Raw genomic sequence first — 17,218 nt, 5'->3', positions numbered from 1 at the left:
CCTGACGGGATCCGGAAAACCAGGGGGCTTACCGAAGATCGCCACGCGCCGCTCGCGCGTGGCGATCGGCGGTATTCGACCGCGGTGTCGAACCGGAACGGGGCACGCGGGAAGGGAGGGACCGCCGTGGCCGAACAGCGGCATGATCAGGGCGGATCCGCCCGCGACAAGCACGTTCCCGTGCTGCTCGACCGGACGCTGGAGCTGCTCGCGCCCGCGCTGTCCCGCGAGGGGGCGGTGGTCGTCGACGCCACGCTCGGCATGGGCGGGCACTCCGAGGCGATGCTCGCCGCGCACCCCGGGCTGACGCTGGTCGGGCTGGACCGCGACACGGACGCGCTGCGGCTGGCCGGTGAGCGGCTCGCGCCCTACTCCTCCCGGATCCACCTGGTGCACGCGGTGTACGACGAGTGGGCCGACGTGCTCGCCGACCTCGGACTGCCCGAAGTGGACGGTGCGCTGTTCGACCTCGGGGTTTCCTCGCTGCAGCTGGACGAAACCGCCCGCGGCTTCGCCTACGCGCACGACGCCCCGCTGGACATGCGGATGGACCCGGGAGCGCCGCGCACCGCCGCGGACGTGCTCAACACCTACAGCGCGGACGAGCTGGCGCGGGTGCTGCGGACCTACGGCGAGGAGAAGTTCGCGGGCAAGATCGCCGGGGCGATCGTCCGGGAACGCCAGAAGGAGCCGTTCACCAACAGCGCGCGGCTGGTCCAGTTGCTCTACGACACCGTGCCGGCCGCGAGCCGGCGCACCGGCGGGCATCCCGCCAAGCGCACCTTCCAGGCGCTGCGCATCGAGGTCAACGCCGAGCTCGACGTGCTGGACCGCGCGCTCCCGGCGGCGCTGGACTCGCTGGCCGTGGGCGGTCGGATCGCGGTGATGTCCTACCACTCGCTGGAGGACCGGATGGTCAAGCGGGCCTTCGCCGACCGGACGAAGTCGCGCACCCCGGTCGACCTGCCGGTGGAACTGCCGGGCCACGGACCGGAATTCCGGTTGCTCACCAGGGGCGCCGAGCTCGCCGGTGAGCAGGAGATCGAGGCCAACCCCAGGGCCGCATCGGTGCGGCTGCGGGCCGCGGAGCGGGTCGGCCGGGGGAACGCATGAGCGGCAAGGCGAGGGAGGCGAGATGACTGCACCTACGCGTGCCGGCAAGAAAGCCGCTTCGCGGGCGGGTTCTGCCGAGCGAACGCAGCAGGCCGCCCAGAAGACTGCGCAGAAGAGCAGCCAGAAGAAGTCCGGGCAGAAGCCCGCCCAGAAGTCGGGGCAGAAGACGAGCGAGAAGCCGCGGACGCGGTCCGCCGCGGCCGAGCGCGCCTACGCGCGTCGCGAGGAGCGGCGGGACCGGTCGGTGCGGGAGCCCGCCGACCGGCGGCCGCGCCAGCTGCGGCAGGGCGTTGAGGAGCGGCGCCCCGCGGCGAAGCCCAAGGCGAAGGCGAAGCAGCTGCACGAGCGGGTTTCGCTCGCGCGGTTGCCGCTGGTGGTCGTGGTGATGGCGGTGCTGGCCACCGGGCTGGCCGCGACGTTGTGGCTGTCCATCGCCGCGGTCAGCGGCAGCTACCGGCTGCAGCAGGGCGAGGACCAGATCAACGCGCTGAACGAGCGCAAGGAGCAGTTGCTGAGCGAGGTCAGCTCGATGGGCTCGACGCCGGAGATCCAGCGTCGCGCCGAAGAAGCCGGCCTGCGGCAGGCGCCGTCCCCGGCCCGGCTCGTCCAGCAACCGGACGGCTCGGTGACCGTCATCGGTGAGCCGAAGAAGGTCACCGCCGCACCGCCGCCCGCTCCGCCGCAGCCGCCGGCCGGGCAGCCCCCGGCGGAGCAGCCGCAGGCCGGGCAGCCTCCGGCGGCGGAAGGCCAGGTGTCGCAACAGCCTCCTGCGGACCAGCAGGTCGCGCAGGCGGGCCGCTGATGGCCCGAGGGTCGACCAGCGGTATCCGGCGGCGCACCGCGCGCACGAACGTGGCCGGCAGCAACCGGCGGCTGCTCGTCGGCCGGTTGCTGCTGGTGATCGCTTTGGTGCTCACCGGCGGCAAGCTGATCCAGGTGCAGGGGTTCGAGGCCAGGGCCCTGTCCGAGAAGGCGCAGGCGCAGCGCGCGGCCAAGCAGATCATCCCGGCCGAGCGCGGATCCTTCACGGACCGCAGCGGGAACGTGCTCGCGTTCAGCGGTGAATCGCGGCAGCTCTACGCCAACCCGAACCTGCTGACCAAGACCTTCGACGAGGAGCACGCGAAGAACCCCGCGAAACCCACTTCGGAGCAGTACAAGCGGGAGATCGCCCGCTACATCGCGCAGGTGCTGCCGGGGGTGATCGGTGAGCAGGAAGTGCTGGACGCGCTGTTCAAGGACGCCGGGTTCACCTACTTCGGCCCGCCGATCGATCCGAGCCAGGCGCGGCTGATCACCGAGAAGTACCCGCACATCGGGGCCGAGTACCGGGCGACCCGCGAGTACCCGGCGCGCTCCGTGGGCTCGAACATCATCGGCGTCGCGAACTGGCGGCGGGACGACCGGAAGATCAAGGGTCTGATGGGCCTGGAGGCCTCGATGGACCCGCTGCTGGCCGGCACCGCCGGAGAGAAGGTCTCCGACACCGCGAGGGATTCGAACCTGGTCATCCCCGGCACCGAGCGGGAGCTGAAGGCGGCGATCCCGGGCTCCGACGTGCAGCTGACGATCGACTCGGATCTGCAGTTCATGCTGCAGCGCCAGCTCGCCGACTACACCCGCGCGGCCCAGGCAAGGAGCGCCAGCGCGGTGGTGCTGGACGCCAAGACCGGCGAGATCTACGCGCTGGCCAACGACAAGGCCTTCGACCCGGGCGCCCCGTCGTGGGGCGACAGCCCGGACAGCAACCCGGCGGTGACCACGCCGTACGAGCCGGGCTCGGTGGGCAAGGTGATCACCGCGGCCGGGGCGATCGAGAACGGCATCGTGAAGCCGGACACCGTGCTGCAGGTGCCGGGCTCCATCAAGGTCGCCGACCGGACCGTCGGCGATGCCTGGGCGCACGGCACGCTGCCGCTGACCTTCACCGGCGTGCTGGGCAAGTCCTCCAACGTCGGCACCCTGATGGTCGCGCAGCAGCTCGGCGAGGACCGGTTCTACGACCTGGCCAAGAAGTTCGGGCTGGGCCAGGTGACCGGCAGCGGCCTGCCGGGGGAGAGCGCGGGCAGCCTGCCGCCGCGCCAGTCCTGGTCCGGGTCGACGTTCGCGAACCTGCCGATCGGCCAGGGCCTTTCGATGACGGTGCTGCAGATGGCGGGCATGTACCAGGCGATCGCGAACGACGGGGTGCGGGTGCCGCCGCGGATCATCGCGGCGGAGACCGGGCCGGACGGCACGCGCGTGGAGCGCCCGCGACCGGAGGGCGTGCGGGTGGTCAGCCCGGAGACGGCGCACACGGTTCGGGACATGCTGCGCTCGGTCGTGCAGAACGGGCCGGGGCGCGAGCAGGACGGCACCGGGCCGGGCGCGGCGCTGCCGGGCTTCCAGGTCTCCGGCAAGACCGGGACGGCGCAGCAGGTCGACCCGGCCTGCCGCTGCTACAGCCAGTCGAAGTACTGGATCACCTTCGCCGGGATGGTGCCCGCGGACAACCCGCGCTTCGTGGTGGGGCTGATGCTGGACCAGCCGGCCTACGGGACGCAGGACGGTTCGTCGGCGGCGCCGCTGTTCAACGAAGTCGCGTCGTTCCTCACCCAGCGCTACCAGATCCCGCCGTCCAAGGAGCAGGCGCCGATCCAGACCCTCCAGGTCCCCTGACGGCCGACGTCAGGGGACGAGGGGCGTCTGGATCAGCTGACGACCCTGCCGGCGGCTGACGAGGGTGCCCCTGCCCGGTGGGAGCGAGCGCGAGGGCTCGATGCCGATCAGATTGCGGTCGTCGGGCTTCGCGCTCATCAGCAGTGCCGGAGGCCGGGTTTCGCGCAGTACGGCGATGAAGCGTTCGTACAGCGCCCGTCCCGCACCGGCGGAGTCGCGGGTCAGCACGACGTGCAAGCCGAGATCGGCGGCCATCGGCAGGAACTCCGCCAGCGGCGCGAGCGGGTTCGCGCCGCCGGACGCCACGAGTTCGTAGTCGTCGATGACGATGAACAGGTCGGGGCCCGACCACCAGGAGCGGTTCCGCACCTGTTCCTGCGTCACGTGCGGTCCCGGCATCCGCTTCCGCAGCGCCGGGATCACATCCTCGACGTGGCTCCTGAGCTGGTCGGGGGTGATCACGTACGCGGCCAGGTGCTCGGTGGTGAGGAACCCGAGCAGCGTGCGCCGGTAGTCGACCAGCAGGATCAGCGCTTCCTGCGGCGTGTACCGCTCGGTGATGCCGCGGATGATGGTCCGCAGCAGCGTGGTCCGGCCGGATCCGGGCTCGCCGATCGCGTAGAAGTGCGGATCCTGGCGGAAGTCCAGGTGCACCGGTTGCAGGGCCTTCTCGCCGATGCCCAGCGGGATCAGCTTCGGGTCGTTCGCCGGTGGGAACCGGTACGGCAGCTCCGTCGGCAGCAGCCGCACCGGCGGTGCCGGGTATCCGCGCCAGCCGGACCGCACCCGGTCGACCAGGTCCGCGACGGCGTCGGCGTGGCTGTCGCGGTAGACCTCCTGCACCGGACGCGGCCACCGGCCCTTTTCGTGGGCCGCTTGCCGGCCGGCTTCCACCAGGTCTGCCGGCTTCGGGCCGTCCACCCGGGGCAGCGCGGTGAGGAAGTGCTGCTTGCTCGGGTGCAGGCCGCGGCCTGGTCGGGCCTGCGGCACACGTTCGGCATCCTTGGGGTCGATCTGGGACTGGTCCGGGTCGCCGAGGCGCAGTTCGATTCGGGTCTGCAGCAGATTCCGCGTCATGAGGCGGATCTCGGACCACCGTTTGGCCGTGACGAACACGTGGATGCCGTACGGCAGGCCCCTTTCGGCCAGGTGGTGCACCGCGGTCGCCAGCTGGATGGATCCTTCGTGGAGAGCTCCCCAGCCGTCGATCAGCAGGAACACGTCGCCGTACGGGTCGGGGTCCGGCTCGCCGCGCAGCCTGCGGTCGCGGAGCTCCGCCATGCTCTGGATGCCGAGCTGCTGGCAGAGCTGCTGCCGCCGGGCAAGCAGCTCTTCCAGCTCGAACGTGGTTCGATGCACCGCGTCGACGTCGAGTCCGGTGATGACAGAACCCACGTGTGGAAGGTCCCGGAAAGCCGCGAGCGAACCGCCACCGAGATCGACGCAGTAGAACTGCACCTCGCGCGGCGTGTGGGTCAACGCCAGCGATGCGATCAGCGTGCACATCGCGGTGGACTTGCCCGAAGCATCACGGCCCACGATCGCGCCGTGGGTGTCCAGGTCCAGCACCATCGGGTCCTGCCGGCGCAAGTACGGGTCGTCGAGCAGTCCCATCGGCACCTGCAGCGGCCGGTCCGCCGGGCGGCGAACCGCCGCGTAGCCCCGGACGTCGTTGTGCTGCAACGGGGGAAGCAGAGCGTCCAAAGTAGGCGGTGTCTCCAGCGGCGGCAGCCAGATCTGCCGTGCGGCCGGAGCCTTGCCGCGCATTTCGGCCAGCGTCGTTTCGAGGAGGCTGGTTCCGGGCTCGCCGCCGGACACATGAGCCGTCTTGAATTGCCTGATGCCGTCGGAAGTGCGCAGGTACCCGACGCCGGGCTCCGGCGGCAGGTCGTAGGCGTCGGGCACTCCGATCGCTGCGCGGGACTCGGCGGCGCTGAAGGTCCTCAGCGCGATGCGGTAGGACAGCATTCCGTCCAAGGGGCGCAGCCTTGTGTCGTCGGCCCGCTGCGAGGTCAGCAACATGCGGACGCCCAACGAGCGACCTAGTCGGCCGATCATCACCAGCGTCTCGACGAGATCCGGTTGGTGCGTCAGCATTCCGTCGAAATCTTCGAGGACCACGAACAGCATCGGCAACGGCTCCGCGCAGCGCTGATCGCCGGATTCGCGCATCTGACGGTAGTCCCAGATGCTGTTCGCGCCTGCAGTTCTGAGCAGTTCTACGCGCCTGACCAACTCGCCGGCCAGCGAGTCCCGGAACCTGGCGAGCAGCTCGGACTCGGCGATCAAGGCCGGGATGGTCGCGGCGACGTGCGGCGTGTTCTTGAATTCGGGGAACGTCGCGCCACCCAGGTAGTCGGCGAGCACGAAGTTGACGTCGGTCGGCGGATGCGTGGCCATCAGGCCGAGGACGATGGTGCGCAGGAGCTCCGACTTGCCGGACCTGGTCGCGCCGATGATCAGGCCATGGGGCCCGATCCCGCCGAGCTCGGCTTCCTTGAGGTCGAGCTCGAACGGATCACCGGCTTCGTCCACGCCGATCGGGATCCGGTAGAGGTCCTCGATCGGGCGCGGCGACCAGGCGCGGGAGCCGTCGAATCCCGGCCCCAGGTTCATCAGGCCGGCGGCCAGATTCGGCGGTGGCGCGGGCGGCAGGATCTGTCGCGCCGAGGGGGCTTTGTCCCGCATCGCTGCCAGGGCGGTCATGAGCGCCCCGTTCTCGGAATCGCTCTGGGGCACGGTCGCGGTCTTGAACTGCTCGATGCTGTCCGGGGTGCGCAGATATCCGCGGCCGGTGCCGACCGGTATTTCGCCGGCGTCGGGGGTTCCGATCACCATGCGCGACTCGTCGGCGTTGAAAGTCCTCAGCGCGACGCGGAAGGGCAGGAATGGTTCGAGAGCTCGCAGATCTCCCTTTTCCAGCCGGTGCGAGGCCAGCAACATGTGGACGCCCAGAGAACGTCCCAACCGCCCGATCCGCACCAGGAGCTCGACGAAGTCCGGCTGTTCCTCCAGCACTCTGAGGAATTCATCGATGACCACGAAGAGGGCAGGCAGCGGTTCCTGGCAACGCTGATCACCGGACTCCCGCATCTGGCGGTATTCCCAGAAGTTCTTCGCCCCGACGGATCGCAGCAATTCCATGCGACGGCTCAACTCGACTTCCAGCGAGTACCGCAGGCGCCGGAGCAGATCCGGATCGGACTCCAAGTCGGGGGCGAAGGCCGAAATGTGCGGCGCGTTCTCGAGGTCGCCGAAACCTGGGCTGCCGATGTACTCGGCAAGCACCAGGTTCACGTCGGTCGGGGAATGGGTCGTCACAAGGCCGGTCACGATCGAGCGCAGGAGGCTCCCCCTGCCGGAGCCGCTACCGCCGACGATCAGGCCGTGCGGACCCATTCCACCGAGGGCCGTTTCCTTGAAGTCGAGCTCCACGGGATCACCGGCCTCGTCCACGCCGATCCGCAGCCGGTAGAGGTCCTTCGCCGAGCGTGGTGCCCAGGCGCGGGCGATGTCCCAGCGTGGCCCCAGGTTCCACAGCTCCGCCGGGTCGGCGTTGTGGATCCACGCCTCGGTCATGCACGTCCCCCCTGAACGTCGTGATGCGGCAAGCCGTTTATATCAAGCGGCCTGCCGCACCACGGTCGTTCGACCGACCCGCCGTCAGGCGGCCCCACCTGTCTTGCTCGGTGAGGTCTGGATCTCCTCGGCGGGGGCTTTGAAGCGGGACAGCGTCAGGAACAGCGCCGCCGCCGCGAAGCCGCAGAACGCCAGCATGTACAGGCCCGCCGTCTGCGAGCGGAAGGAGGTCTCGATCCAGGTCTTCGCGATCGGGGCCACGAATCCGCCCAGGTTGCCCAGCGAGTTGATCAGTCCGATGCCGGCCGCCGCGGCCGTGCCGGTCAGGTACGCCGCCGGGAACGTCCAGAACACCGGCTGCACCGAGATGTACCCGGCGGCGGCCACCGACAGGCCCGCGATCGCCAGCACCGGGCTGCTGAAGTACGCCGACGCCGCGATGCCGACGGATCCGGTGGCGACGCAGGCCGCGGCGACGAACCGCTTCTTGGGCTGGGCGAGCCGGTCCGCGCCGGTGGACACCGCGATGTTCACCAGCAGCGCCACGGTCCACGGGATCGCCGTCACCAGGCCGACCAGCAGGCCGACCTTGCTGCCCACGGCGGCGGCCACCTGCGTCGGCAGGTAGAACGTCATGCCGTAGACGCTGCACTGGATCAGGAAGTAGATCAGGCAGAAGAACAGCACCCGCCGGTCCACCAGGGTCGACCACATCCGGTGCGGCCCGTGCGCCTTCTTGGCCTCGGCCTCGCGGTCGACCGCGGTCTGCAGGGCGGTGCGCTGGTCGGGCGAGAGCCACTTGGCGTCGGCCGGCTTGTTGTCCAGGTAGAAGTACGCCCACACGCCGACCACGCACGCGATCAGGCCTTCGACCGCGAACATCCACTGCCAGCCCAGGATTCCCGCCGCGCCGTCGAGTTCCAGCAGCAGCCCGGAGAGCGGGCCGCCGAGCACCGAGGCGAGCGGGATGCCGAAGTAGAACAGCGCGTTGCAGCGCGCCCGGTACGCGTGCGGCACCCAGTAGGTGATGTACAGGATGACGCCGGGGAAGAAGCCCGCTTCGGCGACGCCCAGCAGGAAGCGCAGCAGGTAGAACAGGAACTCGCTGTTCACCAGGGCCATCGCGGCCGAGATCAGGCCCCAGGTCACCATGATCCGGCACATCCACCAGCGCGCGCCGACCCGCGTCATGATGAGGTTGCTCGGCACCTCGAACAGCGCGTACCCGATGAAGAACAGCCCGGCCCCGAGCGCGTAGGCCGCCTCCGAGATTCCCGCGTGCGCCTGGAACTCCTGCTTGGCGAACCCGATGTTGACGCGATCCAGGAACGCGATCACGTACATGAAGAACAGGAACGGCAGCAGCCGCACCATGACCCGCCGGATCGCGGTCGTGAGCGCCTCGTCGGGCGCTCGCTCGCCGGTGTGCACCATGCCTCCCCGCTGAGGTGGTGAGCGTTCGAAATATCGAACTTCGTTCGTGATTTGGGTCACGAGCGTAGGGCTGCTGGTCGGGGCCGTCAATGGCGCGTCCGGTATCGCAACCATTGTTCGAGATTGCGGATGGTCTGGGCCGGGCTATTGCGCCCGGCCGAGCGAGCTGGTTACGTCGCAGTGGTCAGACCATGGTCTCTTATGGAGGACGCATGAGGAGCCCTGTGTCAACCCCAGTCCTGCTCAACCGCACCTCAGGGGAACGTGACGCAAACCAGCCACAAGAAACCGCGAAACGTGAGATCGAGCCGGACGCAACCACAACTGTGAAGCGCGGAGAGACGGGATGGGCATGAGCACGCCACGGCGCAGTGCGAGTTGGTTCGGGGCCCACGGCCGGGCCGGGATGACCGCCCGATCCTGGGTCAAGAACCAGGGCTACAGCGACGAGGTGTTCGACGGCCGCCCGGTGATCGGCATCGGCACCACCTGGTCCGAGCTGGCGCCGTGCAACGCCCACCAGCAGCGGATCGCCGAGGCGGTCAAGCGCGGGGTGTGGCAGGCGGGCGGTTTCCCGCTGGAGTTCCCGAACATGGCGCTGGGCGAGACGCTCATGCGCCCGACCACCATGCTCTACCGCAACCTACTCGCGATGCAGGCCGAGGAGACGATCCGCGCCAACCCGCTGGACGCCGTCGTGCTGCTGTCCGGGTGCGACAAGACGACCCCTGGCCTGCTGATGGCGGCGGCCAGCGTCGACCTGCCCACCGCGATGCTCACCGGCGGGCCGATGCTCAACGGCAAGTACAAGGGCACCGATATCGGCTCCGGCACGGCTGTCTGGCAGGCCGAGGCCGACCTCGTGGCGGGCAAGATCACGCAGGACGAGTGCTACTTCATCGAGGGCTGCATGTCCCGCTCCAACGGGCACTGCATGACGATGGGCACCGCGTCCACGATGGCCTGCATCGTCGAGGCGCTCGGCATGCAGCTGCCGTACGCGGCGTCCTGGCCGGCAGTCGACGCGCGCCGCTACGCCGCCGCCCAGCAAACCGGGCAGCGCATCGTCGAGATGGTCGAGGAAGACCTCAAGCCTTCCGACGTGCTCACCCGCGACGCGTTCCGCAACGCGATCCGGGCCAACGCCGCGATCGGTGGCTCCACCAACGCCGTCGTGCACCTGATCGCCATCGCCAAGCGCGTCGGCGTCGAGCTGACCGTCGACGACTTCGACACCGACACCCGCGACGTGCCGACGCTGGTGAACCTGCAACCCAGCGGCAAGTTCCTGATGGAGGACTTCTGCTACGCGGGCGGGCTGCCCGCGGTGCTGAAGGAACTCGGCGACCTGGTCGAGCGCTCGGCGGTGACGGTCACCGGCCGCTCGATGGGCGAGAACATCGCCGGCGCGGAAGTGCACAACCGAGAGGTGATCACCGCGTTCGACGAGCCGTTCCAGGCCGTCGGCACCGGAACGGCTGTGCTGCGCGGTTCGCTGGCGCCGGGCGGTGCGGTGATCAAGCAGTCCGCGGCGTCGCCCCGGCTGCTGCAGCACCGCGGCCCGGCGATGGTCTTCGAGGATGTCGACGACTACTACGCGGTGTGCAAGGACGACGATCTCGACGTCGACGAGAACACGGTGCTGATCGTCCGCAACGCGGGACCGAAGGGCTATCCGGGCATGCCGGAGGTGGCCAACGTGCCCGTGCCGAAGAAGGTGCAGGATCGCGGATTCGACGACATCGTGCGGATTTCCGACGGCCGGATGAGCGGCACGGCCTACGGCACGGTGATCCTGCACGTCACGCCGGAGGCGGCCGCGGGTGGCCCGCTGGCCTTCGTGCGCACCGGCGACATCGTCAGCATCGACGTGCCGAACCGCCGCCTCGACCTGGAAGTGCCGGCAGAGGAGCTGAACCGCCGCCGGGCGGAGTGGAAGGACCCCGACAACCCGTACCCGCGCGGCTACCAGCGGCTGTACTACGACCACGTGCTGCAGGCGTCCGACGGTGCGGATCTGGACTTCCTGGTCGGCAAGTCCGGCAGCTACGTGCCCCGCGACGGCCACTGACGGCGATCGCGGGTCTTCCAGGGCGTCCTGGAAGACCCGCGACCGGCCAGGAGTGTCCACTGTGGTCAGCCGCGCGGCACCTGCGGGTCGCTCCAGCCCAGGTAGTTCTTGAAGTAGGAGACGCTGTCGGCGTGGCCGATCTTGCCGCCGATGCTGCTCGCGTAGATGCCGCCCTTGCCGTCGGCGATGCCGACGTGCCCGTACTGGCTGATGTTCCAGTAAACGAACGCGCCCTTGGGTGGGGTGGAGCCGTCGGTGTGCGCCTTGCCCGCGCGCACCGCGCCCTGCCAGTGCGCGATCGCGGACGGCCAGACGCCCGTCGTGCCCCAGGCGTTCTCCACGGCCTTCTCGCAGAGGCCCTGGTAGGAGGTGTCGCCCTGGTGCTTCTGGAACCATTCGACGGCGCCCTGCGCGGTGCCGTCGCCGGGACTCATCTGTACGGCCTGCGATGCGGGTTCGGCGATCACGCTCGGCGCGGCGAGCGGAGCGAGCACGAGTGCTGCGGCAACACCGCAGGCGCCGGTTAATCGAACGAGACGGTTCTTGTTCACGAAGTCCTCCCGGAGCGCAAAAATCTCCAACGAACGGGAAGGACGCTAGCGATCTCCGCAGCCGAACACCATCACCTGAACAGCCGATGACGGTCGCCCCGCCGCCGGTGTCAGCCGGCGAGGCACGAGTGCAGGCGGCGAAGCCCCTCGGCGATGTCGGGTACGGCGATCCCGCCGTATCCGAGGACGAGCCCCGGACGACCGCGCTCCGCCTTCCGGTATGGACGCAGCGCGAGGACTCCGACGCCGGTGTCCCGAGCGCGTTCGGCGATCGACTCGTCGTCGGTTCCCTCCGGCAACAGCGCCGCGAGGTGCAGACCTGCGGCGGCTCGGATCGGCTCGACCAAGCCGGTGAAGTCCCGCCGCAATGCGGTCGAGATGAGTTCATGCCGTTGCGCGTATTCGGTCCGGGCGCGACGAATGTGCCGGGCCAGCAAGCCTTCCTCGATGAACTCCGCGAGCGCGGCCTGCAACGGCATCGGCGCGTGCAGATCGGCGACGTACTTGGCGGCCTGCAGCGCGGTGCGGAGGCTCCGCGGCGCGATCAGGAAACCGATTCGCAGCACGGGCAGGAGCACCTTGGACATCGAGCCGACGTAGATCACCCGGCCCGCGCGGTCGAGGCTCTGCAACGGTTCGATCGGCCTGCCCGAGAAGCGGAATTCGCTGTCGTAGTCGTCCTCGACGATGACCGAGCCGGTGCGCTCGGCCCACTCCAGCAGCGCCGTCCGGCGCGGCAACGACATCGGCATGCCGAGCGGGAACTGGTGCGACGGCGTGACGTACACGATCCGGGCGCTGTCGGGGATCTGGTCGACCTGGATGCCTTCGGCGTCCACCGGTACACCGACGACCTTCGCGCCCAGCGCCCGGAACAGCTGACGAGGCGGCGGATACCCCGGATCCTCGACGGCAACGCAGGTCCCGGGTTCGATGAGGACCCGGCCGACCAGGTCGAAGGCCTGCTGTGCCCCATTGGTGACCACCACGTCATCGGCGGTCGCCCGCACAGCCCGGGACACCCCGACGTGCCGCGCCAGCGCGGCGCGCAGCCCGGAATGCCCGGCGGGGTCGCCGTACATCGGCGAACCGACGCCCGACGTGCGGAACCAATGGGCCAGCAGGCGGCGCCAGGCCGCGTGGGGGAACAACCGGATGTCGGGAATTCCGGCTCGGAAGTCGAAGTCCGGGGTGGGCCGATCCATCCGGGGAACCCGGATCCGCTCCCAGCCCGGGACGGGCCGGATGTCCTGCCCGGTGGCCGATTCCGGTGCCCGGTCGAAGCCGCCCGGCTGCACGTAGGTGCCCGATCCGGTTCGGCCGGCCACGAAGCCCTCGGCGGTCAGCCGGTCGTAGGCCGCGCTGACGGTGTTCCGGGACACCGACAGGCGTCTGGCCAGTTCGCGAGTGGGTGGCAGCGCCTCGCCGGTGCGAAGCCTGCCGTCCAGGACCGCTGCCTTGACCTGCCGGTAGATCTGCCCGGCCAGGTCGTCCCGGCCGACCAGGCTCACGTGGAATTCCACGCCGCGAGGTTAGCCGAAATCGGCCCGGTGGAGTTGGCGGAATTTGGCCCTACCGCTGGGCCGATGGCCGTCCATAATCTCGACGCGTGGACATTCGGAACTTGCACCGGCGGGCCATGCGGGGCACCGGTGACGTGATCGCCCAGATCTGCCCCGACCAGCTGCGCCTGCCCACGCCGTGCGCGGACTGGACGCTGCACGGGCTGTTGCGGCACATGGTGAGCGAGAACCTGGCGTTCGCTCGCGCCACCACGTCGGGCACGGAACCGTCCGATGTGGACTGGGATGCGGGGCGGCTCGGCGCCGACCCGGCGGAGGACTACCGCGGTTCGGCCGCCGAGTTCGGCAAGGCGTTCGGCGCCGAAGGCGTGCTGGACCGGCGGCTCCGGGTCCGGGAATTCGGCGTGTTCCCCGGCAGAGCGGCCCTGGTCTTCCACTTCGTGGACATGGTGGTCCACGGCTGGGACGTGGCGAAAACCATCGGCGCCCGCTACGAACCGGACGAGGACCTACCGGCCACGGCACTGGAAATCATGCGCCGAAACCCGCCGCCCCAGGACGGCACCGGAGTTTTCGCCCCGATGATCGAGGTCCAGGACTCGGCGCCTGCCCTGGACAAGCTGCTCGCCTTCCTCGGCCGCAACCCGAATTGGCCGGAACCGCGGTGAGCACCAGGGCTCAAGGCATGGTGGGGTAGTCGAAAACGGTGATCGGTTCCTCGACGTCTTCCGACGGTGCGCCGCGGAGTTCGGCGAGGACTGCGCCGGCCTTGTCGCTGGAGAGGTCGACGAGGCCGATGTGCAGCGGTGCGTTGTCGGCTCCGCGGGCGGTGAGGGCTGCCGGCAGGGCGTGCAGCAGCTCGACCAGGACCGGGCGGTTCTTCACGCCGAGCTGCTCGACCTTGGTGAACAGCAGCGCTTTCGCCGGAACCCGGGCGATCGCCTCGGCGAGGGTGCCTGAGCCTGGTGAGATCGCGTGGGCAAGGGCCCGGGTGGACGGCACGTTGCGGACATCGACCTCGATCAGCCGTCCAGGGCCGCTGCCGAGCTGCTGAACCCAGCGATTGACCTGCGAATGCGGCAGATCGACGTGGATCGCGGTCGTGGTGGGGTCGAGTGGCTCAAAGGTCGGCTTGAGGACGTGAAGATGATTTTTTGGAGTTGGGGTAGGCGCTGGAGCGCTTTGCGGGTCGGGTGCTCGAACGGCGATGTTTGCGCCTTGGCTGTGGAACCATTTCTCCAGTTCCGTCCCGTCCAAGGCAATTCTTTGGGGATGGGTCTCAATTACTACAGGGCCGACGATGTGTCCGGTTGCGCCTTCGAGTTTGGCTGCTGCGAGAGTTGCGCCCCGTAGTGAACTGCTGCCGAGCTCGCAACGCGTCAGCACAGCATTGCTGAAATCGGTCTTGGAAAGCAGGGATGCAACTAGGTTGGCCCCGGTCAGGTCTGCTCGGTGAAAGCTTGCTCCCATTGCTGAGATCTTCGTCAGGTTGGCTCGGGTTAACCGCGACATTGCGAAGTTGGCGCGATCGGCGCTGGCTTTGGCCAGGTTGGCTCCGCTCAAGTCTGCTCTGGTAAACCTGGCTTCGGTGCACTCTGCGTCGATTAGAATCAGGTCGCGCAACACTGTATCTGCAAGGTTGCTTCCCGTGAGCCAAGCTCCGGTGAGATCGCCACCAGTGAAATCGGCGCCACGTAGATCTGCGTCCAAGGCGTAAAAAAGTTCGTGTGCTTCGCCGGCGAGCCACTTTCGGAGATCTTCGGCGACCGCGGGATCGTGCGGCCACCGGTGCGGCTGCCAATCATGGGTACCAGAGGACACGATCTTCCCACCCGTTCTTCTGGACAATCTCAGTCATGAATCCTAACGCATCTGAGTTGACGTTGCGCGTATCGACGATTACTTTGTTTCCTCCGGCGAACTCCTTGGTCAGCGAGTCTTCGAACCTTTCTGGTGTGATCGCATGCTTGAACGGCCCCTTCCGGTGGTCTTGTGGTATGTGCTCGGGGTAGTCGCTGTAGAAGCTCTTGATGTCCCAGCGTTCGCGTGTTTTTGAGTCTATGAAATCGCCATGGTCGGGATTTGTTGGGCGGGTCAAGGAGTCGGGAAGCCGGCCACTCTCGCGCATGTCGAGTGCGATTCGACTCTCGTTTATGGTTCCCGGGCTGGACTTTCCCACGTGCGCGGGGTCGTTGGTTCGCCAATCGTCGAAGTCTCCTGGGTAACGTTGCTGCAGCTCGTCCAGGTACTTCGAGTGCGCTTGCTTCTCCGCAGGCGTCATCTCCGGGTGCGGAGTATTGGGATCGTCGGGTGTCCTGGGAAGATGATCGTGCCCACCTCGCCGATCCGGATCGTCCGGGTCGGGGTGGCCGGTTTTCGGGTCGTCCGGTGGGTCGTCCGGTGGGTCGTTGGGGTTTTTCGGGGTGTTCGGGTCGTTGGGGGTGTTCGGGGGCTTTCCCGGGGGCTGCGGGGCGGGTTTGCCGTGGGTTATGTCGGTGAGGATCTTCCGGAGCCGGCCGAGGAGGTCGACCAGCTTGCGGAGGAGGGGGACCAGGTCGCCCAGGGCTCGCAGCAGCTTCTGGACGACCTCCATGATCCGGACGGCCCAGCGGGCGACGCGGGCCGAGGCTTGGACCGCTACCGCGGCGAGGCCCACCCCGGTGGCCGCTTCGATGGCCCAGGACACCAGCCTGCCCACGCAGTCGGCGATCAGATCGCGGACCACCTCGCGGATGGTGCCGACGAGCATGCCGGCCGTTTCGGTTCCTTCGGCGAGCGCTCCGGCGGCCTGCGACTGGGCCCGGATGAGCTCGGCGGTGGCCGCCAGCTGGGAGCGGTAGGCGTCGGCCGCCGCACCCATCCAGCCCGTGGTGTCCCGGTTGACGTCGGCCTGCAACGCATCTGCGGTGGAGCGCAGGGATTCGCCGGCGTTGCGCCAGGTCTGGGCGTGGGCCGCGACCGCGTCGGCGTTTCCCGCCAGCCAGTCGAGCATGTCGGTGAGCGGCTGGACGAACTCGATCAGCCAGCCGACGAGCCAGGACACCCCCGTGCCGATGGGGTCGAGGACCGCGGACAGGGCCTCCAGCCCGGCGCCGAGCACGGAGTAGCCGATCTCGGCCCACGAGCCCGATTCGATCGCCGAGCTGACGTCGGAAATGGCTTCGACGATGCCGATGCCGGTGTACCAGCTGGAGGAGTCCTGCGGTTGTGCGATCAGCGGGTTGTCGCCCACGTCGTCACCCGCCGAGTTCGTCGGCGAGGCGCTCGAGGCCGGTGGCGATCTCGGCGTCGGTCGCCTCGTGGTCCGCGACGGCGTCGCGCAGGGCGGCCGAGAGCGCCGAAACCGCGTCGTGCGCCGCGGATGTGGTGGACAGCACGGTCTCGGCGGTGCTGTCCAAGATCGGTGGGAGGAACTGGCAGATCATGCCGTAGGCGTCCGTGCCCAGTCGCACGCTCCGCCCGGCGTCTGCGGCCTGGCCGATCGCCGAGGCGTGGCCGTCGAGGCGGTCCGCGTGCGCGCGCAGCTGTTCGGCCGGCATCTGGAAGCCCTCGGCCATCGATTCCCCTCAGAAGGTTCCTAGTTCAGGAACGTCTCGTCGCTGAAGTCGCCGTCGTCGTGGGCGCCGTGCGCCTGCGCCGGACCGGCCTGCGGCGGTGGGCTGGGTGGCGGCGGTGGGCCGGGTGGCGGCGGTGGGCCGGGCGGTGGAGGCGCAGGTGCCGGCGGCGAGGTCGGGCCCGGCGGAGGGGGCGGGGAAGAAGCCGGGGGCGCCGATGGGAACCGCTGCCGGTAGTTCTCGGTCACCGCGTTGGCGACTTTCGCGTCGCGGGCGCCGAGCGTGGACTTGGTGGCTTCCGCCACCTGGTCGGCGATGCGGGACTGGGCTCGGCGCAGGACCGCCATGAACTCGGCGCTCAGCTCCGCTCCCGAGGTCCGTTGATCGTTGAACCGAACGTCCGTCGGGACGCCCTCGGCGTCGACGGTCACGGTTACCGAGCGGCCGCGTTCGGTGACGCGGATGCGGCTGATCTCCTGCTGCATCGCCGCCGTGCGTTGTGCCTTCTCCTGCAGGCCCTGCGCCCAGTTCTGGAGCGCCTTCTCCGCCTGCGCCGGATCCGCCCCGAAGTCCGGTGGCTGCAACTCGTCCCCCTTGGCCCGAAAATTCGAGTCAGGGGAGTTCTACGGCACCTCGGGAGCGCGGCGGCGCGGGCGAATCGGGGTTGGGCCGGACGGCTCAGCGCGTGCTCGACCGAACGGGTGGCCGACCATGGGGATGCTTCCTCAGGTGGTA

General features: G+C 69.1%; 13 protein-coding genes. 5 read left to right on the top strand and 8 right to left on the bottom strand.

Annotated features, from left to right (window positions below; genetic code table 11):
• Positions 1-126: 126 nt before the first annotated feature.
• The 3 genes from rsmH to AC07EQ_RS12495 are packed head-to-tail and all read left to right on the top strand — an operon-like array spanning position 127 to position 3,771.
• Positions 127-1,113, top strand: a complete 987-nt coding sequence (gene rsmH, locus AC07EQ_RS12505; protein ID WP_478388097.1) for a 16S rRNA (cytosine(1402)-N(4))-methyltransferase RsmH — start codon at positions 127-129, stop codon at positions 1,111-1,113.
• 22 nt (positions 1,114-1,135) lie between these two features.
• Positions 1,136-1,915 (top strand): cell division protein FtsL, encoded by a 780-nt coding sequence (gene ftsL, locus AC07EQ_RS12500; RefSeq protein ID WP_478388096.1) that lies wholly within the window; start codon positions 1,136-1,138, stop codon positions 1,913-1,915.
• Complete coding sequence (locus tag AC07EQ_RS12495) at positions 1,915-3,771, top strand: peptidoglycan D,D-transpeptidase FtsI family protein (protein ID WP_478388095.1); 1,857 nt, start codon at positions 1,915-1,917, stop codon at positions 3,769-3,771. Before ftsL ends, AC07EQ_RS12495 begins: the two co-directional genes overlap by 1 nt.
• Positions 3,772-3,780: 9 nt before the next feature.
• Here AC07EQ_RS12495 and eccCb read toward each other — a convergent pair whose 3' ends face one another.
• Positions 3,781-7,350, bottom strand: coding sequence for a type VII secretion protein EccCb (gene eccCb, locus AC07EQ_RS12490; protein ID WP_478388094.1), 3,570 nt, complete (start codon positions 7,348-7,350; stop codon positions 3,781-3,783).
• Between the two features lie 84 nt (positions 7,351-7,434).
• On the bottom strand, positions 7,435-8,784 hold the full coding sequence (locus AC07EQ_RS12485; RefSeq protein WP_478388093.1) for an MFS transporter: 1,350 nt from the start codon (positions 8,782-8,784) through the stop codon (positions 7,435-7,437).
• Positions 8,785-9,136: 352 nt separating this feature from the next.
• Between AC07EQ_RS12485 and AC07EQ_RS12480 the strand changes: the two genes are divergently transcribed.
• Positions 9,137-10,855 carry an IlvD/Edd family dehydratase gene (locus AC07EQ_RS12480; RefSeq protein ID WP_478388092.1) on the top strand — a complete coding sequence of 573 codons (1,719 nt, stop codon included), beginning with the start codon at positions 9,137-9,139 and terminating at the stop codon, positions 10,853-10,855.
• Positions 10,856-10,920: 65 nt separating this feature from the next.
• Here the strand turns inward: AC07EQ_RS12480 and AC07EQ_RS12475 are convergent, their stop codons facing one another.
• Complete coding sequence (locus AC07EQ_RS12475) at positions 10,921-11,406, bottom strand: CHAP domain-containing protein (protein ID WP_478388091.1); 486 nt, start codon at positions 11,404-11,406, stop codon at positions 10,921-10,923.
• A gap of 110 nt (positions 11,407-11,516) precedes the next feature.
• Entirely contained in the window at positions 11,517-12,929 is a 1,413-nt protein-coding gene (gene pdxR, locus AC07EQ_RS12470) for a MocR-like pyridoxine biosynthesis transcription factor PdxR (protein ID WP_478388090.1), read from the bottom strand.
• An 86-nt stretch (positions 12,930-13,015) separates the two neighbouring features.
• Between pdxR and AC07EQ_RS12465 the strand changes: the two genes are divergently transcribed.
• Positions 13,016-13,597 (top strand): TIGR03086 family metal-binding protein, encoded by a 582-nt coding sequence (locus AC07EQ_RS12465; protein ID WP_478388089.1) that lies wholly within the window; start codon positions 13,016-13,018, stop codon positions 13,595-13,597.
• A gap of 10 nt (positions 13,598-13,607) precedes the next feature.
• Here AC07EQ_RS12465 and AC07EQ_RS12460 read toward each other — a convergent pair whose 3' ends face one another.
• From AC07EQ_RS12460 to AC07EQ_RS12445, 4 genes are read right to left on the bottom strand one after another with little or no spacing between them, the layout of a single operon-like run.
• The gene (locus AC07EQ_RS12460) at positions 13,608-14,750 is read right to left on the bottom strand and encodes a pentapeptide repeat-containing protein (protein WP_478388088.1); all 1,143 of its coding nucleotides are present in this window, start codon (positions 14,748-14,750) and stop codon (positions 13,608-13,610) included.
• Positions 14,731-16,161 (bottom strand): WXG100 family type VII secretion target, encoded by a 1,431-nt coding sequence (locus tag AC07EQ_RS12455; RefSeq protein WP_478388087.1) that lies wholly within the window; start codon positions 16,159-16,161, stop codon positions 14,731-14,733. Before AC07EQ_RS12455 ends, AC07EQ_RS12460 begins: the two co-directional genes overlap by 20 nt.
• 4 nt (positions 16,162-16,165) lie before the next feature.
• Positions 16,166-16,486, bottom strand: coding sequence for a type VII secretion target (locus tag AC07EQ_RS12450; protein ID WP_478388086.1), 321 nt, complete (start codon positions 16,484-16,486; stop codon positions 16,166-16,168).
• A gap of 20 nt (positions 16,487-16,506) precedes the next feature.
• Positions 16,507-17,067: a YbaB/EbfC family nucleoid-associated protein gene (locus tag AC07EQ_RS12445; RefSeq protein ID WP_478388085.1), complete on the bottom strand. Its 561-nt coding sequence runs from the start codon at positions 17,065-17,067 to the stop codon at positions 16,507-16,509.
• Positions 17,068-17,218: the final 151 nt, after the last annotated feature.

The sequence above is a fragment of the Saccharopolyspora sp. NPDC045839 genome, from assembly GCF_056431645.1.
This window is presented reverse-complemented; position numbering and strand designations above follow the sequence as displayed.

Bases quoted from the DNA above. Each gene is read 5' to 3' on its own strand.
- AC07EQ_RS12450 (WP_478388086.1), bottom strand. From the start codon at position 16,486: ATGGCCGAGGGCTTCCAGATGCCGGCCGAACAGCTGCGCGCGCACGCG.
- AC07EQ_RS12495 (WP_478388095.1), top strand. From the start codon at position 1,915: ATGGCCCGAGGGTCGACCAGCGGTATCCGGCGGCGCACCGCGCGCACG.
- eccCb (WP_478388094.1), bottom strand. From the start codon at position 7,350: ATGACCGAGGCGTGGATCCACAACGCCGACCCGGCGGAGCTGTGGAAC.
- ftsL (WP_478388096.1), top strand. From the start codon at position 1,136: ATGACTGCACCTACGCGTGCCGGCAAGAAAGCCGCTTCGCGGGCGGGT.
- AC07EQ_RS12480 (WP_478388092.1), top strand. From the start codon at position 9,137: ATGAGCACGCCACGGCGCAGTGCGAGTTGGTTCGGGGCCCACGGCCGG.
- AC07EQ_RS12485 (WP_478388093.1), bottom strand. From the start codon at position 8,784: ATGGTGCACACCGGCGAGCGAGCGCCCGACGAGGCGCTCACGACCGCG.